Annotated in this window: 11 protein-coding genes; 5 read left to right on the forward strand and 6 right to left on the reverse strand. The window is 56.2% G+C overall.

Annotation, left to right across the window (positions count from 1 at the left end; translation table 11 throughout):
* Nucleotides 1–46: 46 nt before the first annotated feature.
* The gene (ppsR, locus tag N7220_RS20055; RefSeq protein ID WP_283149308.1) at nt 47–865 is read right to left on the reverse strand and encodes a posphoenolpyruvate synthetase regulatory kinase/phosphorylase PpsR; all 819 of its coding nucleotides are present in this window, start codon (nt 863–865) and stop codon (nt 47–49) included.
* Nucleotides 866–936: 71 nt separating this feature from the next.
* Nucleotides 937–1,755 (reverse strand): posphoenolpyruvate synthetase regulatory kinase/phosphorylase PpsR, encoded by an 819-nt coding sequence (gene ppsR / locus N7220_RS20060; RefSeq protein ID WP_283149309.1) that lies wholly within the window; start codon nt 1,753–1,755, stop codon nt 937–939.
* A 328-nt stretch (nt 1,756–2,083) separates the two neighbouring features.
* Here ppsR (N7220_RS20060) and ppsA point away from each other — a divergent pair, with 328 nt between their 5' ends.
* Entirely contained in the window at nt 2,084–4,495 is a 2,412-nt protein-coding gene (ppsA, locus tag N7220_RS20065) for a phosphoenolpyruvate synthase (protein ID WP_283149310.1), read from the forward strand.
* A 150-nt stretch (nt 4,496–4,645) separates the two neighbouring features.
* Nucleotides 4,646–5,848 (forward strand): aspartate aminotransferase family protein, encoded by a 1,203-nt coding sequence (locus N7220_RS20070; RefSeq protein WP_283149311.1) that lies wholly within the window; start codon nt 4,646–4,648, stop codon nt 5,846–5,848.
* A 67-nt stretch (nt 5,849–5,915) separates the two neighbouring features.
* Here N7220_RS20070 and N7220_RS20075 read toward each other — a convergent pair whose 3' ends face one another.
* From N7220_RS20075 to N7220_RS20085, 3 genes are all read right to left on the reverse strand, one after another.
* The gene (locus N7220_RS20075) at nt 5,916–6,632 is read right to left on the reverse strand and encodes an MgtC/SapB family protein (RefSeq protein ID WP_283149312.1); all 717 of its coding nucleotides are present in this window, start codon (nt 6,630–6,632) and stop codon (nt 5,916–5,918) included.
* A 403-nt stretch (nt 6,633–7,035) separates the two neighbouring features.
* Nucleotides 7,036–8,508, reverse strand: a complete 1,473-nt coding sequence (locus N7220_RS20080) for an inorganic phosphate transporter (protein ID WP_283149313.1) — start codon at nt 8,506–8,508, stop codon at nt 7,036–7,038.
* Between the two features lie 89 nt (nt 8,509–8,597).
* Nucleotides 8,598–10,067, reverse strand: a complete 1,470-nt coding sequence (locus tag N7220_RS20085) for a protein adenylyltransferase SelO (RefSeq protein ID WP_283149314.1) — start codon at nt 10,065–10,067, stop codon at nt 8,598–8,600.
* 117 nt (nt 10,068–10,184) lie between these two features.
* Here N7220_RS20085 and ybaK point away from each other — a divergent pair, with 117 nt between their 5' ends.
* The 3 genes from ybaK to N7220_RS20100 all read left to right on the forward strand — a co-directional run bounded on the left by ybaK (nt 10,185) and on the right by N7220_RS20100 (nt 13,148).
* On the forward strand, nt 10,185–10,682 hold the full coding sequence (gene ybaK, locus N7220_RS20090; protein ID WP_283149315.1) for a Cys-tRNA(Pro) deacylase: 498 nt from the start codon (nt 10,185–10,187) through the stop codon (nt 10,680–10,682).
* A gap of 100 nt (nt 10,683–10,782) precedes the next feature.
* Nucleotides 10,783–11,349 carry a cob(I)yrinic acid a,c-diamide adenosyltransferase gene (locus N7220_RS20095; protein ID WP_283149316.1) on the forward strand — a complete coding sequence of 189 codons (567 nt, stop codon included), beginning with the start codon at nt 10,783–10,785 and terminating at the stop codon, nt 11,347–11,349.
* Between the two features lie 44 nt (nt 11,350–11,393).
* On the forward strand, nt 11,394–13,148 hold the full coding sequence (locus tag N7220_RS20100) for an ArnT family glycosyltransferase (RefSeq protein WP_283149317.1): 1,755 nt from the start codon (nt 11,394–11,396) through the stop codon (nt 13,146–13,148).
* 112 nt (nt 13,149–13,260) lie between these two features.
* Here N7220_RS20100 and N7220_RS20105 read toward each other — a convergent pair whose 3' ends face one another.
* Nucleotides 13,261–14,304 carry a bifunctional UDP-4-keto-pentose/UDP-xylose synthase gene (locus N7220_RS20105; RefSeq protein WP_283149318.1) on the reverse strand — a complete coding sequence of 348 codons (1,044 nt, stop codon included), beginning with the start codon at nt 14,302–14,304 and terminating at the stop codon, nt 13,261–13,263.
* Nucleotides 14,305–14,323: the final 19 nt, after the last annotated feature.

Raw genomic sequence — 14,323 nt, forward strand, 5'->3', positions numbered from 1 at the left:
TTACTCCAGCGCCGGAGATAACGCGATGAACCGGCGCACCGCAAAACTAGTAGCAACGCCGTTTCAAGCCGGTCTTCAGCATGATCGTCGTGGCCAGTTCTTCAATAGACAAGCGGGTGGTATTCAGAAACGGAATGTTTTCGTGCTGCATCAGACTTTCGGCCAGCACCACTTCTTGTTCGCAAGTGCGTAACAAGGCGTATTGGCTATCGGGCTTGCGCGACTGGCGAATCTGCGAGAGGCGGCCCGGATCAATACTGATGCCAAACAACTTGCTGCGATGCGCTTGCAAGGGTTTGGGCAGTTTGTGATCGGCAAAGTCTTCTGGTGTGAATGGATAGTTGGCCGCCTTGATGCCATATTGCAGTGCCAGATACAGGCAGGTTGGCGTTTTGCCGGAACGCGAAACGCCGACCAGGATTACATCAGCATCTTGCAGGTTGCGGGCCATGCCGCCGTCGTCGTGCGTGGTGGCGTAGTTCACCGCGTCGATACGGTGTTTGTACTCTTCAAAATTGGTGATCGCATGCACCTTGCCAGAGGTGTGCGAGGACTGGCGCTGCAGTTCTTTCTCCAGCGGGCCAATAAACGTCTCGAAGAAGTCCATAGTCAGGGCTTCCTCAATCACAAACAATTTGCGCAGGCTTTCACTGATCAGCGTGCAGAAGACTATCGGCCGGCATTGGTCGGCGGCGGCCTGCGCGCGGATTTGTGCTACAGCTTGCAGGGCTTTTTCTTCGCTATCGATGTACGGCAGCACAATGCGGCGAAAGGTCACGTCGTCAAACTGTGTGATCAGGCTGTGACCAAGCATTTCGGCGGTAATGGCAGTGCGGCCGGAAACGAAGAAAGCAGTACGAAGCATTGCTGGATACTCCAGCCCGACAAGTCGGGGTTTGACGTCAAGGGCGCCAGAGCGCCGGCTAAAACACCAGGTTAGAAGGTGCGCCGAACCAGTCCGGTGCGATGCATGATGGTCGTGGCCAGTTCTTCAATCGAGCGGGTGGTTGAACTCAGATAAGGCACGCCGACATGGCGCATCAGCGCTTCGGCCTCCGAAATTTCGAACTGGCAATTATCCAGCGCTGCGTAGCGGCTGCCGGGTTTGCGCTCCTCGCGGATTTGCGCCAGTCGGTCAGCATCGATGGTCAGTCCAAACATTTTGGTGCGATACGGCAACAACAAGCGCGGCAGGGTGTGCGCTCCGAAGTCTTCCGGGGTGAGTGGGTAATTGGCGGCCTTGATGCCATATTGCAGTGCCAGATAAAGGCACGTGGGCGTTTTGGCCGAACGCGAAACACCAATCAGGATAATGTCCGCTTCATTCAAATCTCGCGGCATCACGCCATCGTCATGGCTGATGGCGAAATTCACCGCGTCAATCCGCGTTTTGTATTCTTCAAAATTGGAAATACCGTGAGAGCGGCCTACGGTATGTGAAGATTCACGGCCTAATTCACGTTCCAGTGGATTAATGAATATTTCAAAAAAATCCAGCGTCAGTGCTTGTTCGACGTGAATGATTCGTCGCAACGTTTCATCAACCATGGTTGAAAAAACCAGGGGCCGACATTGATCGGCAGCAGCCTGTTCCCGAATGCGGTTGGCCGCTTCCTGCGCTTTCTCTGGGGTATCGATAAACGGCAAGGCAATGCGGCGAAAATTCACGTCATCGAATTGGGTCAACAAAGAGTGGCCCAGCATTTCCGCCGTGATCCCGGTGCGGTCAGAGACGAAAAAGGCGGTACGCGGCATTGTCAGCAACTCCAGGAAACCAGCACGGTTCGAAAGATAAATTTATCTAGCATAAAGTAGTTCATTCATGCGGGTATTGCCGAAACCCCGTAAGGCATCGTTTGCGCGACAGATGACTTGCCATTATTGCAATTGACACTAATCATTGTGATCGAATGCCACGCCTGCCAGATCAGTAAACCCGATAAAAATCAGACCATTGGTGGCTGTTGGGACTTTCCCGATCCGGGATTTTCCCGTAATGGTTATCGCCACTATGCGATCCGCGTTCCCAGCCTAGAATGAAGGCCATCCATTCCGCAACGCAACATTTTGACGAGGTCCGCTGATGAATACCACTGTGAACCACGACCCCGCTGCTGCTGGTCAAGCGCTGGTGATAGATTTCACCCAGTTGCGCATGCACCAGGTTGAGCAAGTGGGCGGCAAAAACGCATCACTGGGCGAGATGATCTCCCAATTGGCCGAACAAGGCGTGCGTGTACCAGGGGGCTTTGCCACCACAGCGGATGCGTATCGGCAGTTTCTGGCACATGAAAGTCTGGCTGACCGCATCGACGGCGCGCTGCACGGGCTGGATGTGGATGATGTCAAAGCACTGGCGCAAGTAGGCAAACAAATCCGTGAGTGGATTGTTGCCACGCCGTTCCCCAAAGCGCTGGAAACAGAAATCGCCGCGCATTATCAATTGCTGGGCGACAACGTGACTGTAGCTGTGCGCTCGTCAGCAACCGCCGAAGATTTGCCGGATGCCTCATTTGCTGGCCAGCAAGAAACCTTCCTCAATATTCAGGGCTTTGAAAATATCCTGCATGCCATCAAGGAAGTGTTCGCCTCGCTCTACAACGACCGGGCGATTTCCTACCGCGTGCACAAAGGGTTCGATCACAAGCTGGTCGCGTTGTCGGCTGGTATTCAGCGCATGGTGCGCTCCGACAAGGGCGCCGCCGGGGTGATGTTCTCGATTGATACCGAAACCGGTTTTGATCAGGTGGTGTTTGTGACTGCCTCGTATGGTCTGGGCGAAACGGTGGTGCAAGGCGCGGTCAACCCCGATGAGTTCTACGTGCACAAGCCCACGCTGGTTGGTGGTCGGCCAGCGATTGTGCGCAAGCATCTGGGCGGCAAAGCCATCAAGATGGAATTCAATACCGAAAGCGTGGCAGGCAAGTCGGTACGCACGGTAGAGGTTGATCCGGCTGAGCGTCGCCAGTTCTCGATCAGCGATGCCGAGGTGGAAGAACTCGCCCGTTACGCGTTGATTATTGAGAAACACTACCAGCGCCCGATGGATATCGAGTGGGGTCGCGACGGCATCGACGGCAAGTTGTACATCCTGCAAGCGCGTCCGGAAACCGTGAAGTCGCAAGAAAGCGCAACCGATAAACTGACCAAGTTCCGCATGCAGGAACGCAGCACGGTACTGACCGAAGGTCGCGCCATTGGCCAGAAGATTGGTGCGGGCAAGGTACGCATTATTCGCGACGTTTCCGAGATGGATCGCGTAGCACCGGGCGATGTGCTGGTGTCTGACATGACCGACCCGGATTGGGAACCAGTCATGAAACGCGCGGCAGCGATTGTGACCAATCGCGGTGGACGGACCTGCCACGCCGCCATTATTGCGCGTGAGTTGGGCATTCCGGCCGTGGTCGGTTGCGGCGATGCGACGCGCGTTTTGCGCGAAGGCGATGAAGTCACGGTGTCTTGTGCCGAAGGCGATACCGGCAATGTCTACCAGGGCATTCTCAAGTTCGAACGCGTGGACGTCTCGCTGGCCAAAATGCCGGAATCCCCGGTCAAGCTGATGATGAATGTCGGCAACCCCGAACTGGCATTCGAGTTCTGTCAGTTGCCGAACGAAGGTGTGGGTTTGGCACGGCTGGAGTTCATCATCAACCGCATGATCGGTGTGCACCCGAAAGCGCTGCTGGCCTATCCGAATCTGCCGCCAGAACTCAAAACTCAGGTAGAAGACCGTATTGCGGGCTATCGCTCGGCAGTGGATTTCTATGTCGACAAGATCGCCGAAGGTATCGCCACGCTGGCCGCCGCCTTCTGGCCGCGCAAGGTGATCGTGCGCTTGTCGGACTTCAAGTCCAACGAATACGCCAACCTGATTGGCGGGCCGCAGTACGAGCCGCATGAAGAAAATCCGATGCTGGGTTTCCGTGGTGCCTCGCGCTATATCGATCCATCTTTCCGCGATTGTTTTGAACTGGAATGCCGCGCCGCGAAGAAAGTGCGTGACGTGATGGGTTTGACCAACGTCGAGCTGATGATTCCGTTCGTGCGCACGCTGAAAGAGGCGGAAAAGGTCATTGATCTGCTGGCGGAAAACGGCCTCAAGCGTGGCGAGAACGGCTTGCGCGTCATCATGATGTGCGAGATTCCATCCAATGCGGTGCTGGCGGATCGCTTCCTTGATTATTTCGACGGGTTCTCGATTGGCTCCAACGACATGACCCAATTGACGCTAGGGATTGACCGCGATTCGGGCGGCCCGGTTTCGGCCTCGTTTGACGAACGCAACGACGCCGTCAAAGCGATGCTGAGTATGGCCATCAAGGCCTGCAAGGCGCGCGGCAAGTACGTCGGCATCTGCGGGCAAGGCCCGTCTGATCATCCGGATCTGGCGCAGTGGTTGGTGGAAGAGGGTATCGAAACCATCTCGCTGAACCCGGATACGGTCATAGAAACCTGGTTGTTCCTGGCCGGTGAAACTGTACAGACTCACTAATCTGCTGGCTTGGTCACAAAAAACGGAGGCGCTGGGTGGCCTCCGTTTTATTTTTGTGGTTTTTGCTTTGGATCATGCCGGTTAGAATGCAAAGCATCGTCTGGCAGCGTGTGCCACTTTGACCCATCGAGTTAAGCGAAAGGAACTGCAATGTCTTTTACCCGTGCCGATTTTGACCAATACATGGTACCCAACTACTCGCCCGCCGCGTTCGTGCCAGTGCGTGGCGAGGGAAGTCGCGTATGGGATCAGGAAGGCCGTGAATACATCGACTTTGGCGGTGGCATTGCGGTGAACTCGCTGGGGCATTGCCATCCGGCGCTGGTCAAAGCGTTGACCGAGCAAGGCAACAAGCTATGGCATTTGTCCAATGTGTTCACCAATGAGCCCGCGCTGGCGCTGGCCAAAAAGCTGATCGAACACACTTTTGCCGAGCGCGTATTCTTTTGCAATTCCGGTGCCGAAGCCAACGAAGCTGCGCTCAAGCTGGCACGTCGGGCGAGCATCGAGCAGTTTGGCGAAAACAAACATAAAGTGCTGGCCGCGCTCAATTCTTTCCACGGTCGCACTTTCTTTACCGTGTGCGTGGGCGGGCAAGCCAAATATTCAGATGGTTTCGGCCCTCGGCCCGCCGGGATCGAACACTTTGAATACAACAATCTGGAATCGCTCAAAGCGCTGATCGATGACGACACCGCGTGCGTGATTGTTGAGCCGATTCAGGGTGAAGGCGGCGTCACCCCGGCAACGCAAGCATTCTTGCAAGGCGTGCGTGAACTGTGTGACCAACACAATGCCATCCTGATCTTTGATGAAGTGCAGAGCGGCAATGGCCGTTCCGGCAGCTTGTACGCATATCAGGACTTTGGCGTAACGCCAGACATTCTCTCCACGGCCAAAGGTCTTGGCGGCGGCTTCCCGGTGGGCGCCATGCTGACTACGGAAAAACTGGCAAAGCATCTGGCGGTAGGCACCCACGGCACTACTTATGGTGGCAATCCGCTGGCGTGTGCGGTGGCTGGCGCAGTGCTGGATGTGATTACCGATCCGGCTGTATTGGCTGGCGTTAAAGCCAAAGCCGAGCGCATTCGTTCCCGTTTGTTGGCCATTTCTGCCAAATACCCGGTATTCCAGGAAGTGCGCGGCATGGGCTTGCTGATCGGTGCAGAACTGAATGACCGCTACAAAGGTCGTGCTCGCGATGTGCTGGCTCTTGCTACGCAAGAAGGTGCAATGATCCTGATGGCGGGGCCAGATGTGCTGCGTTTCGCACCATCGCTGGTGATGCCGGATGCGGATATTGACGAAGGTTTGAATCGCTTTGAAAAGGCAATCGCCAAGCTGGTGGCATAAGGCGTCTTTTGCCAGTCCCATAAAAAAACCGCCCCTGTGGGCGGTTTTTTTATGGGTGACACACTCGTCATTCCATCGTGCTGGAGTTCCAGTACGCCTGCTTGATATACGGCTGGGTCGAAAGCCGCTGGGCAATTTTCTCCAGTTGGGCGGAATTGGCTGATGTCGCCAGCAACGTGGCGGTCAGTTCGACATCGTCATCGCCGAATGGCTCGATATCCATATCGCTGAGCGGATATTGCGCTTGATCCAGCAAAGCATCGATCAAGGCCAGCGCATGTTTTTGCTGGTCGCCATCGACCACCACATGCAACTGCCAGGTAACTTCACTGCTGCTATCGCTAATCGGTTGCCGGTTGATGGCGTTAACCAGCGGGCGCAGCAGTGTGTTGGCGGCCAGCACCAGCAAAGCGGTGAGGATGGCGGCATCCAGTTGCCGGGCACCGGCGGCGGCACCTGCCGCAGCCGAGCCCCAGAGCGTAGCGGCCGTGTTCAGGCCGCGCACGTTCAGACCTTCTTTCATGATGGCGCCTGCGCCCAGAAAACCGACGCCAGACACCACGTACGCCACGACGCGGATGGCGCCGCCCGCACCATCCAGCCGGAAAGCCATATCGACGAAGGCCGCAGCGCCAACGGCCACCAGCGTGTTCGTGCGTAAACCCGCAGTGCGCTGGCGGAACTGGCGTTCGTAGCCAATGATGGTGCCCAGAATAAACGCCACGACGAGCGCAACAATGGATTGGGCGAAATGCGGTAGATCAAAAGTGAAAACACTGAACATGGGTTCTCCTTGCCGTGGTCTGCGCACCATACGCACCGAGCACGACAAAATTGCGACGGCACTTTCAGTCAGCCCGAATGGACAATCCATTCAGTATGAGAAAGTGCGTTGAGCAAAGCAGGTGATTTACATCATCTGCCATGATTAACATTTAAATCGCAATGCGCTGATAGATAAGCGCGCAAGAACTAGCAGAGCGCACCGTCTCGCCGGGCGGCGGGACGATGACCAGAATTGGGCAGGGTCCAGCCGGATCAGCTAACAGGCAAAGCGAAACCGGAAAATATCTGGATATCCAAAGGGGTAGCCCCGAAAAGGAAAACGGCGCGATGGTAAATTCGCGCCGTACTGGCTGTCAACCTTGCTGGGGCAGATTGGTTATCCGACCCGCCGCAGCAAGGGATTATTGAATGAACTTGCTGGCGATCCAGAACAGACCTGCCGCCAGGCCCATTGCTGCGGGCAGCGTCAGTACCCAGGCCAGCAGGATGTTACGGATGGTCGAGCCCTGCAGGCCGGAGCGATTGGCCAGCATGGTGCCCGCTACGCCAGAAGACAGCACATGCGTGGTCGATACGGGTAGACCGAAAATATTGGCAATGCCAATTGATACCGCGGCGGTAATCTGCGCCGACATACCCTGAGCGTAAGTCATGCCTTGTTTGCCGATCTTCTCGCCCACGGTCTGCACCACGCGACGCCAGCCGATCATTGTGCCGACGCCCAGCGCCATGGCCACGGCCAGAATTACCCAGTAGGGCGAGTATTCGGTGGTCGCTGTCAGGTCTTTACGCAACTTTGAGAGGTCTGATTTTTCTGCCGAATCAATGCTTTTCATCGAGCCGACTTTCTTGGCGGTATCGTCCAGACAAAGCAAATTACGGCGCACGCGGTTGCGTGCTTCCGGCGTGATGTCACGATAAGATTGCACGCTGTCGAGCGTGGACAGCAGATCGGCAATCATCGGCTCGGTCATTTGCGGATCACATTTGTACTTGGCCGGCAGCTCGGCAGCAGGGGCTTTGCCTAACGCCAGATATTCGCCCAGCGATGCGTTATTGCGCTGATAGAACTGACGCAAGTGAATGGATGCATCGCGTGTGCGTTCAATCTGGTAAGCCGTGGCATCCAGATCAACCACAAACTTGGCGGGCACGATGCCGATCAGCACCAACATGATCAAGCCAATGCCTTTCTGGCCGTCATTGGAACCGTGAGCAAAACTGACCGCCAGCGCCGAAACCACCAGTACCAGACGAGTCCAGAACGGCGGATGCTTTTTGCCGTCAACCAGTTTGCGTTGCTCCGGATTCTTGTGCATGCCCGATAAGGGGCGCAGTTTTTTCAGAATAATCAACAACAAACCGGCAATCACCACACCCACAATCGGCGAAATGATCAGCGACAGGCCGATTTCCACGACCTTGCCCCAATTGATGCCGTCATGAATCGAGGTATTCGTCAGCACCGCGTTGGTCAGACCTACGCCGAGGATCGAACCGATGAGGGTGTGCGAACTGGAGGCCGGCAAGCCCAGATACCAGGTGCCCAGGTTCCACAAAATGGCCGACGCCAGCAGGGCGAACACCATCACCAAACCGTGGCTGGTGCTCACGTTGATCAGCAAATCAACCGGCAGCAAATGGACGATGGCATAAGCCACACCCAAACCGCCGAGCAGCACACCGCCGAAATTGAAAATACCGGACAAGACCACCGCCAGATGTGGCGGCATGGATTTGGTATAGATCACGGTAGCCACCGCATTGGCGGTGTCATGAAAGCCGTTAATGAATTCGAAAGTCAGGACAAACAACAGCGCCAGCGCAAGGCTGATCGCCACATGAACCGGAATACCGCTAAAAAGATCGGGCATCAGAAGGAGGGGCTTGAAGGCAGGATGGGCCGGATTATCTCAGAATCCGGCCCCGATGAGTGACGTACATTACTAAATATATTGCGCAATTATGACGAACAAGAGACCGATAAGCTGGCCGCCCAGTCCGGCGGCGCGGCGGCATAGTCAGCATATTCAGGTTGTTCAGCGAAAGGTTGGGACAAGCAATCGTGCAGGCGCTGCATCTCGCTGAAGTCGCCTTGTTGGGCTTTGCGGATGGCGATTTCGGCCAGGTGATTGCGCAAAATGTACTTCGGATTGGCCGCGCGGGCGCGTTCCTGAATGACTGCAACCGCATCGCCCGTGGCTGCTACCCGCTCGCGATAGTCAGTTAGCCACTGGTCAAAGGCTTCGCGATCCACAAAGCGATCACGCAACGCCGGGCATGGGTGCGCATCCTGCAATCCCAGGGATGCCAGGTCACGCCAGAAGTTGGTCCAGTCGGTGCGCCCGGCTTGCAGCAGATTAAACAGCGTGGTCAACAAACCCCAATCTTCATCGCGCCAGTCCGGCAAGCCCAGCTTGGACTGAAATTGTGCGGCAAAGGCGGTTTCGAACAGGTCTTGAAAAGTATGCAAAGCAGCGATGGCTGCTTCGCGATCCAGCAACGGCAATAACGCCTGAGCCAGCGTCTGCAGATTCCATAAAGCGATTTGTGGCTGCTGGTTATAAGCGTAGCGGCCACTTTCATCGGAATGATTGCAGATATGGCCCGCGTCAAAGCCGTCCATAAAGCCAAATGGGCCGTAATCCAGGGTCAGACCAAGAATCGACATATTGTCGGTATTCATTACGCCATGACAAAAGCCGACTGCTTGCCAATGCGCCAGCAAGGTGGCGGTACGGGCAATCACGACTTCCAGCAGTGCCAACGCAGGCGAGGCCGCGTCTGCGCATTCTGGATAGAAATGTTCGATGGTCCAGTCGACCAGTGTGCGCAACCCTTCATGATCGCCGTGATGGCAATAGAATTCGAAATGACCGAAACGCACGAAGGTGGGGGCGACGCGTGCCACCACGGCGGCGGTTTCCCGGGTCTCGCGCCAGATGGCTTCGGGCGATGCCGTCATCGCCAACGCCCGGGTAGTGGGAATGCCCAAGCCGTACATGGCTTCAGAGCACAGGTATTCGCGAATGCTGGAACGCAAAACCGCGCGGCCATCGGCGCGCCGGGACCACGGCGTAGGGCCGGCGCCTTTAAGCTGGATTTCTTGCACAATGCCATTGCGGTCTTTGACTTCCGCAATCAGAATCGCCCGCCCATCGCCCAATTGCTGAACGTAAACCCCGAACTGATGCCCGCAGTACACGCTGGCCAGTGGCTCGCTACCAGGAATCAGTAAATTGCCGGTCAGGTAGTCCGTTAATCCGACATGTGCGTTTGTATCAGGATCAAGTCCCAGTTGTGCGGCCAGCGGCGCGTTCCAGATTGCCAGAACCGGCTCGGCTAATGGCGTGGGTGCAACCTTGGCGAAAAAGCGCTCCGGCAAGAGCTGGAAGCGGGGAGTTAGCGCAAGTCGGGCAAAAGTGTCGTTCACGTTTTACAATCCAGTGTTTGTCGGATGTGTCCGGCATGTATCCGGTTTAATTGTTGAGTTGTTTTGTCGGGTATTATATCACCCAAAACGACCAAGCCATCCCAGGAGAGGTGTGCGTTGAGCGAGAAAGCACCGGTCACCGCGGCGATTCGCATGCTGCGCCAGCATAAAGCGTCTTATACCGAGCACTTATACGACTACGAAGAAAAAGGCGGCACGACAGTCTCGGCCCGTGAATTGGGCGTGCCAGAACACGCCGTCATCAAAACCTTGATCATGGAAGACGAAGCAAAGCAGCCCATGGTGGTGTTGATGCATGGCGATTGCGAAGTCTCTACCAAAAATCTGGCGCGGCTACTGCACAAGAAAACCATCCACCCCTGTTCGCCGGATATCGCCAACAAGCATTCGGGATATATGGTGGGCGGGACATCGCCGTTTGGCACGCGCAAGCCGATGCCGGTGTACATGGAAAGCAGCATTTTGGCGCTGGAACGAATTTATCTGAATGGCGGAAAACGCGGATTTCTGGTGGGAATTGCGCCTGCCGTTGCCCAAGACATTTTGCAGCCCGTACTGGTCGATGTGGCCATCGCCCGTGGCGAAAGCCACTAAGACCAGCAAACGCCGGAACGCATCCGGCAAGCACATTCCAGCTTAAGGAATGGCTAATAAGCACAGAACATAATCTCACTTTTTCAGCAAAGGCATCAGCATGGGGCATCGCTTAAGCAAGATCACCACTCGCACCGGAGACGACGGCAGCACCGGACTGGGGGATGGCTCCCGTGTTGCCAAGGATCACCTGCGCATTCATGTGCTGGGAGAGGTGGATGAGCTGAATTCGCAAATTGGGGTAGTGCTAGCGGAGGATTTGCCGGCTATTGCCAGCGAGTGCCTGGTGCTGGTGCAGCATGACTTGTTCGATCTGGGGGGCGAGTTGTGCATACCCGGTCGCGTCGCCTTGGGCGAAGCGCATCTATTGCGGCTGGAAGAGGCCGTCGAACAGTTCAACTCACAGCTATCGCCACTCAAGGAATTCATCCTGCCGGGTGGTACGCGCGCAGCGGCAGCCTTGCATGTTGCCCGCTGCATTGCTCGCCGCGCTGAGCGAGCACTGGTTACGCTGCGGGCCGCCGAGGAGGGTATCTCGGAGAACTCGCTGCGATATCTGAACCGATTGTCGGACCTGCTGTTTGTGATGGCACGCATTGCCAACCAGCACGGCGGCACCGGTGACGTGCTGTGGCAGCCGGGCCTTAATGCTCAGGCCATGGACTGATCCCTTGTACCCATTCATGATTTTCTTTTGTCCTGGTCCGCTGCATGCGTGATTTGAATCTTTCGTCTTTACGCTCGGCGGGCGACGCAGCGCATCGCCTACCCATTGTGTCCGGTCTGGTGCTGTTGGCATTTGTATTGGCCTGGCTATTGCCTGGTCTGGTGGGGCATGAACCCTGGAAACCTGACGAGGGCTACACCTTTGGTCTGGTTGAAAATATCGTCAAAACCGGTGACTGGGTTGTGCCAACGCTGGCCGGTGAGCCTTTCATGGAAAAGCCGCCCATTTTCTTTGTGACGGCGGCGTATTTCTTGCAAGCGTTTGGCGGCTGGATGCCGCTACACGATGCGGCTCGTCTGGCTTCGGGCTTCTGGCTGGTGATCGCCATGGTCGGGATCGCACTGGCGACACGGCAGATGTTTGGCAAAGGCTCCGGGCGCTGGGCCATCTTTTTGTTGCTCGGCTGCATTGGTTTGCCATTGCGTGCGCACCAACTCATTACTGATACCGCGCTGTTCGCGGGCGTGGCATGGGGCATCTGCGGGCTGACCTATGCCCTGAGTCGGCCAATCTGGGGTGGCATCATGTTGGGGCTGGGCGGTACGGTCTCATTCCTGTCCAAAGGGCTGCTCGGGCCGGGATGTCTCGGGCTTACCGCAATTTTGCTACCGGTGTTGCTGCCCGCTTTTCGTAATTCGCGCTATGCCAAAGCGATTGTATTAAGCGTGATTGTGGGTGCGCCGTTGCCGGTGCTGTGGATGTTTCGGCTGTATACCCGTAATCCCGAACTGTTCCAGGTCTGGTTTCGCATCAACAACTTTGGCCGCTTTAATGGCACGGCCCACCTTGGCCCGGCGGCCACACCTTTCTTTTATCTCAAGACGTTGCCTTGGTATGCCTTTCCCGCCTTACCGCTGACATTGTGGGGGTTCTGGCGTGCATCTCGCGGCGCGGTTCATCTGGATGCCGTCAAAGTTGCGCCAGCGGTACTGTGCTTTCTGGTGAGCTTTGGCGTGCTGGTGATCGCATCCGATGCCCGCGAGCTGTACGCCATGCCGTTACTGGCGCCGTTGGCCATGCTGGGGGTGGCCGGTCTGGTGGAATATCGCGAGCCTGATCGTGGCTGGAGCGCTATCTCGATTCTGGTCACGGTACTTGCGTTGATACTGATGGGTTTGCTGCTAACGACTGGCTATGCCTTGTCGACAGGCGAGCCTCACGCCTTGACGACGCTGCTGACGCATCGTTTGTTTGTAGGCTGGATGCCTGCCTGGCACCCCGCCAACTGGGTGGCGTACGGCGCATTGCTGCTGGTGATCGTCATGCTTTGGCGCCGTGTGCCGCGTGGCCTGCCTGCGGGCTTCGTCTGGCGGTGGTCGTTGCTGATTGTGATGACGTGGGGCGGGATTGCAACGCTGTGGTTGCCCGCGCTCGATTTTGGCATGCGTTACCGCGAAGTGTTCATGACACTCAAGCCCGAATTATCAAGGTTGAACGATAAAGGCGAGTGCGTGGCCAGCTTGTGGCTGGGCGAGCCGCAGCGTGCCTTGCTCGATTACTACACGCATTACCGTACCTTGCGGCTGGAATCCTCGGCGGCGGGCTGGTCATGCCATTGGTTGCTGATCCAGAGCCGCCATGATCAATTGCCGGATGTCGCTCATGGTGTGCAACCTGCTTTTGTGGCGGCTCGCCCCGGCGACTTCAACGAGCGCTACATGCTGTTCCAGTTTCCGCAAACCATCCGCCAGATTTGGCCGGATGACGACATGCGGCCAGACCCGCGTGAAGCAAAGTAAAGCGTCAGTGGTGGTTGGCCTTGCTTGAGGCTGGGCAATAAAAAACGGGAGACCAGGTCTCCCGTTTTTTATTGCTGATTCATCACCTGGAAGGGCGATGAAACAGGCTTGATCAATCCACCAGTTCGCGTGCTGCGCCAACCTGGTCTTTGTACGCATCAAAGATACCTTTGAGCGAATCGGCCATGCTGGTGGTCGGCGCCCAGTTCAGATCTGCCTTGGTGTTGTCGATCTTCGGTACGCGGTTTTGGACGTCCTGGTAACCCTTGCCGTAGTACTCAGCGGAGGTGGTTTCCACAACGTTGACCTTGGCCACGCCATCGGCGTATTCCGGATATTGCTTGGCCAGGTCGATCATCATGCTGGCCAGATCACGCACCGAGTAGTTGTTGACCGGGTTGCCGATGTTGTAGATCTGACCGGAAGCGATGCCATCCTTGTTGTCGATGATCTTCATCAGCGCATCGATGCCATCGTCAATGTACGTGAAGGCACGTTTTTGATGGCCGCCATCCACCAGCTTGATGGTTTCGCCACGCACGATATGGCCCAGGAACTGGCTGATCACGCGGCTGGAACCTTCCTTGGTGGTGTGGATGCTGTCCAGACCAGCGCCGATCCAGTTGAACGGACGGAACAACGTGTAGTTCAGACCTTGTTCCATGCCATAAGCGTGAATCACGCGGTCCATCAGTTGCTTGGAGCAGGAGTAAATCCAGCGCGGCTTGTTGATCGGGCCACAGATCAGTTCCGAGTTGTCCGGATCGAATTCGTCGTCGTGACACATGCCGTACACCTCAGAGGTGGACGGGAACACCAGATGCTTTTTGTACTGCAAAGCCTGACGCACGATCGGCAGATTGGCTTCGAAGTCCAGTTCAAACACGCGCAGCGGGTTGTTCACATAAGTGGAAGGCGTTGCGATGGCCACCAGCGGCAGCACGACATCACACTTCTTCACGTGGTATTCGATCCATTCCTTGTTGATGGTGATATCACCTTCAAAGAAGTGGAAACGCTTGTGGTCGAGGAATTCACCAATCTTGTTGGTGAACATGTCCATGCCGAACACTTCCCAATCGGTTGTTTCCAGAATGCGCTTGGTCAGGTGGTGGCCGATGAAGCCATTCACGCCCAGAATCAGCACTTTTTTCATTCTCAATGTCCTTCTCAGG

The organism is Silvimonas soli (assembly GCF_030035605.1).
Lineage (GTDB): Bacteria > Pseudomonadota > Gammaproteobacteria > Burkholderiales > Chitinibacteraceae > Silvimonas > Silvimonas soli.

What these genes read in the sequence shown, in the direction of transcription:
- ppsR (WP_283149308.1), bottom strand. Translation starts at nt 865, where the DNA reads ATGCTTCGTACTGCTTTCTTCGTTTCCGGCCGCACTGCCATTACCGCC.
- ppsR (WP_283149309.1), bottom strand. Translation starts at nt 1,755, where the DNA reads ATGCCGCGTACCGCCTTTTTCGTCTCTGACCGCACCGGGATCACGGCG.
- ppsA (WP_283149310.1), top strand. Translation starts at nt 2,084, where the DNA reads ATGAATACCACTGTGAACCACGACCCCGCTGCTGCTGGTCAAGCGCTG.
- N7220_RS20070 (WP_283149311.1), top strand. Translation starts at nt 4,646, where the DNA reads ATGTCTTTTACCCGTGCCGATTTTGACCAATACATGGTACCCAACTAC.
- N7220_RS20075 (WP_283149312.1), bottom strand. Translation starts at nt 6,632, where the DNA reads ATGTTCAGTGTTTTCACTTTTGATCTACCGCATTTCGCCCAATCCATT.
- N7220_RS20080 (WP_283149313.1), bottom strand. Translation starts at nt 8,508, where the DNA reads ATGCCCGATCTTTTTAGCGGTATTCCGGTTCATGTGGCGATCAGCCTT.
- N7220_RS20095 (WP_283149316.1), top strand. Translation starts at nt 10,783, where the DNA reads ATGGGGCATCGCTTAAGCAAGATCACCACTCGCACCGGAGACGACGGC.
- N7220_RS20100 (WP_283149317.1), top strand. Translation starts at nt 11,394, where the DNA reads ATGCGTGATTTGAATCTTTCGTCTTTACGCTCGGCGGGCGACGCAGCG.
- N7220_RS20105 (WP_283149318.1), bottom strand. Translation starts at nt 14,304, where the DNA reads ATGAAAAAAGTGCTGATTCTGGGCGTGAATGGCTTCATCGGCCACCAC.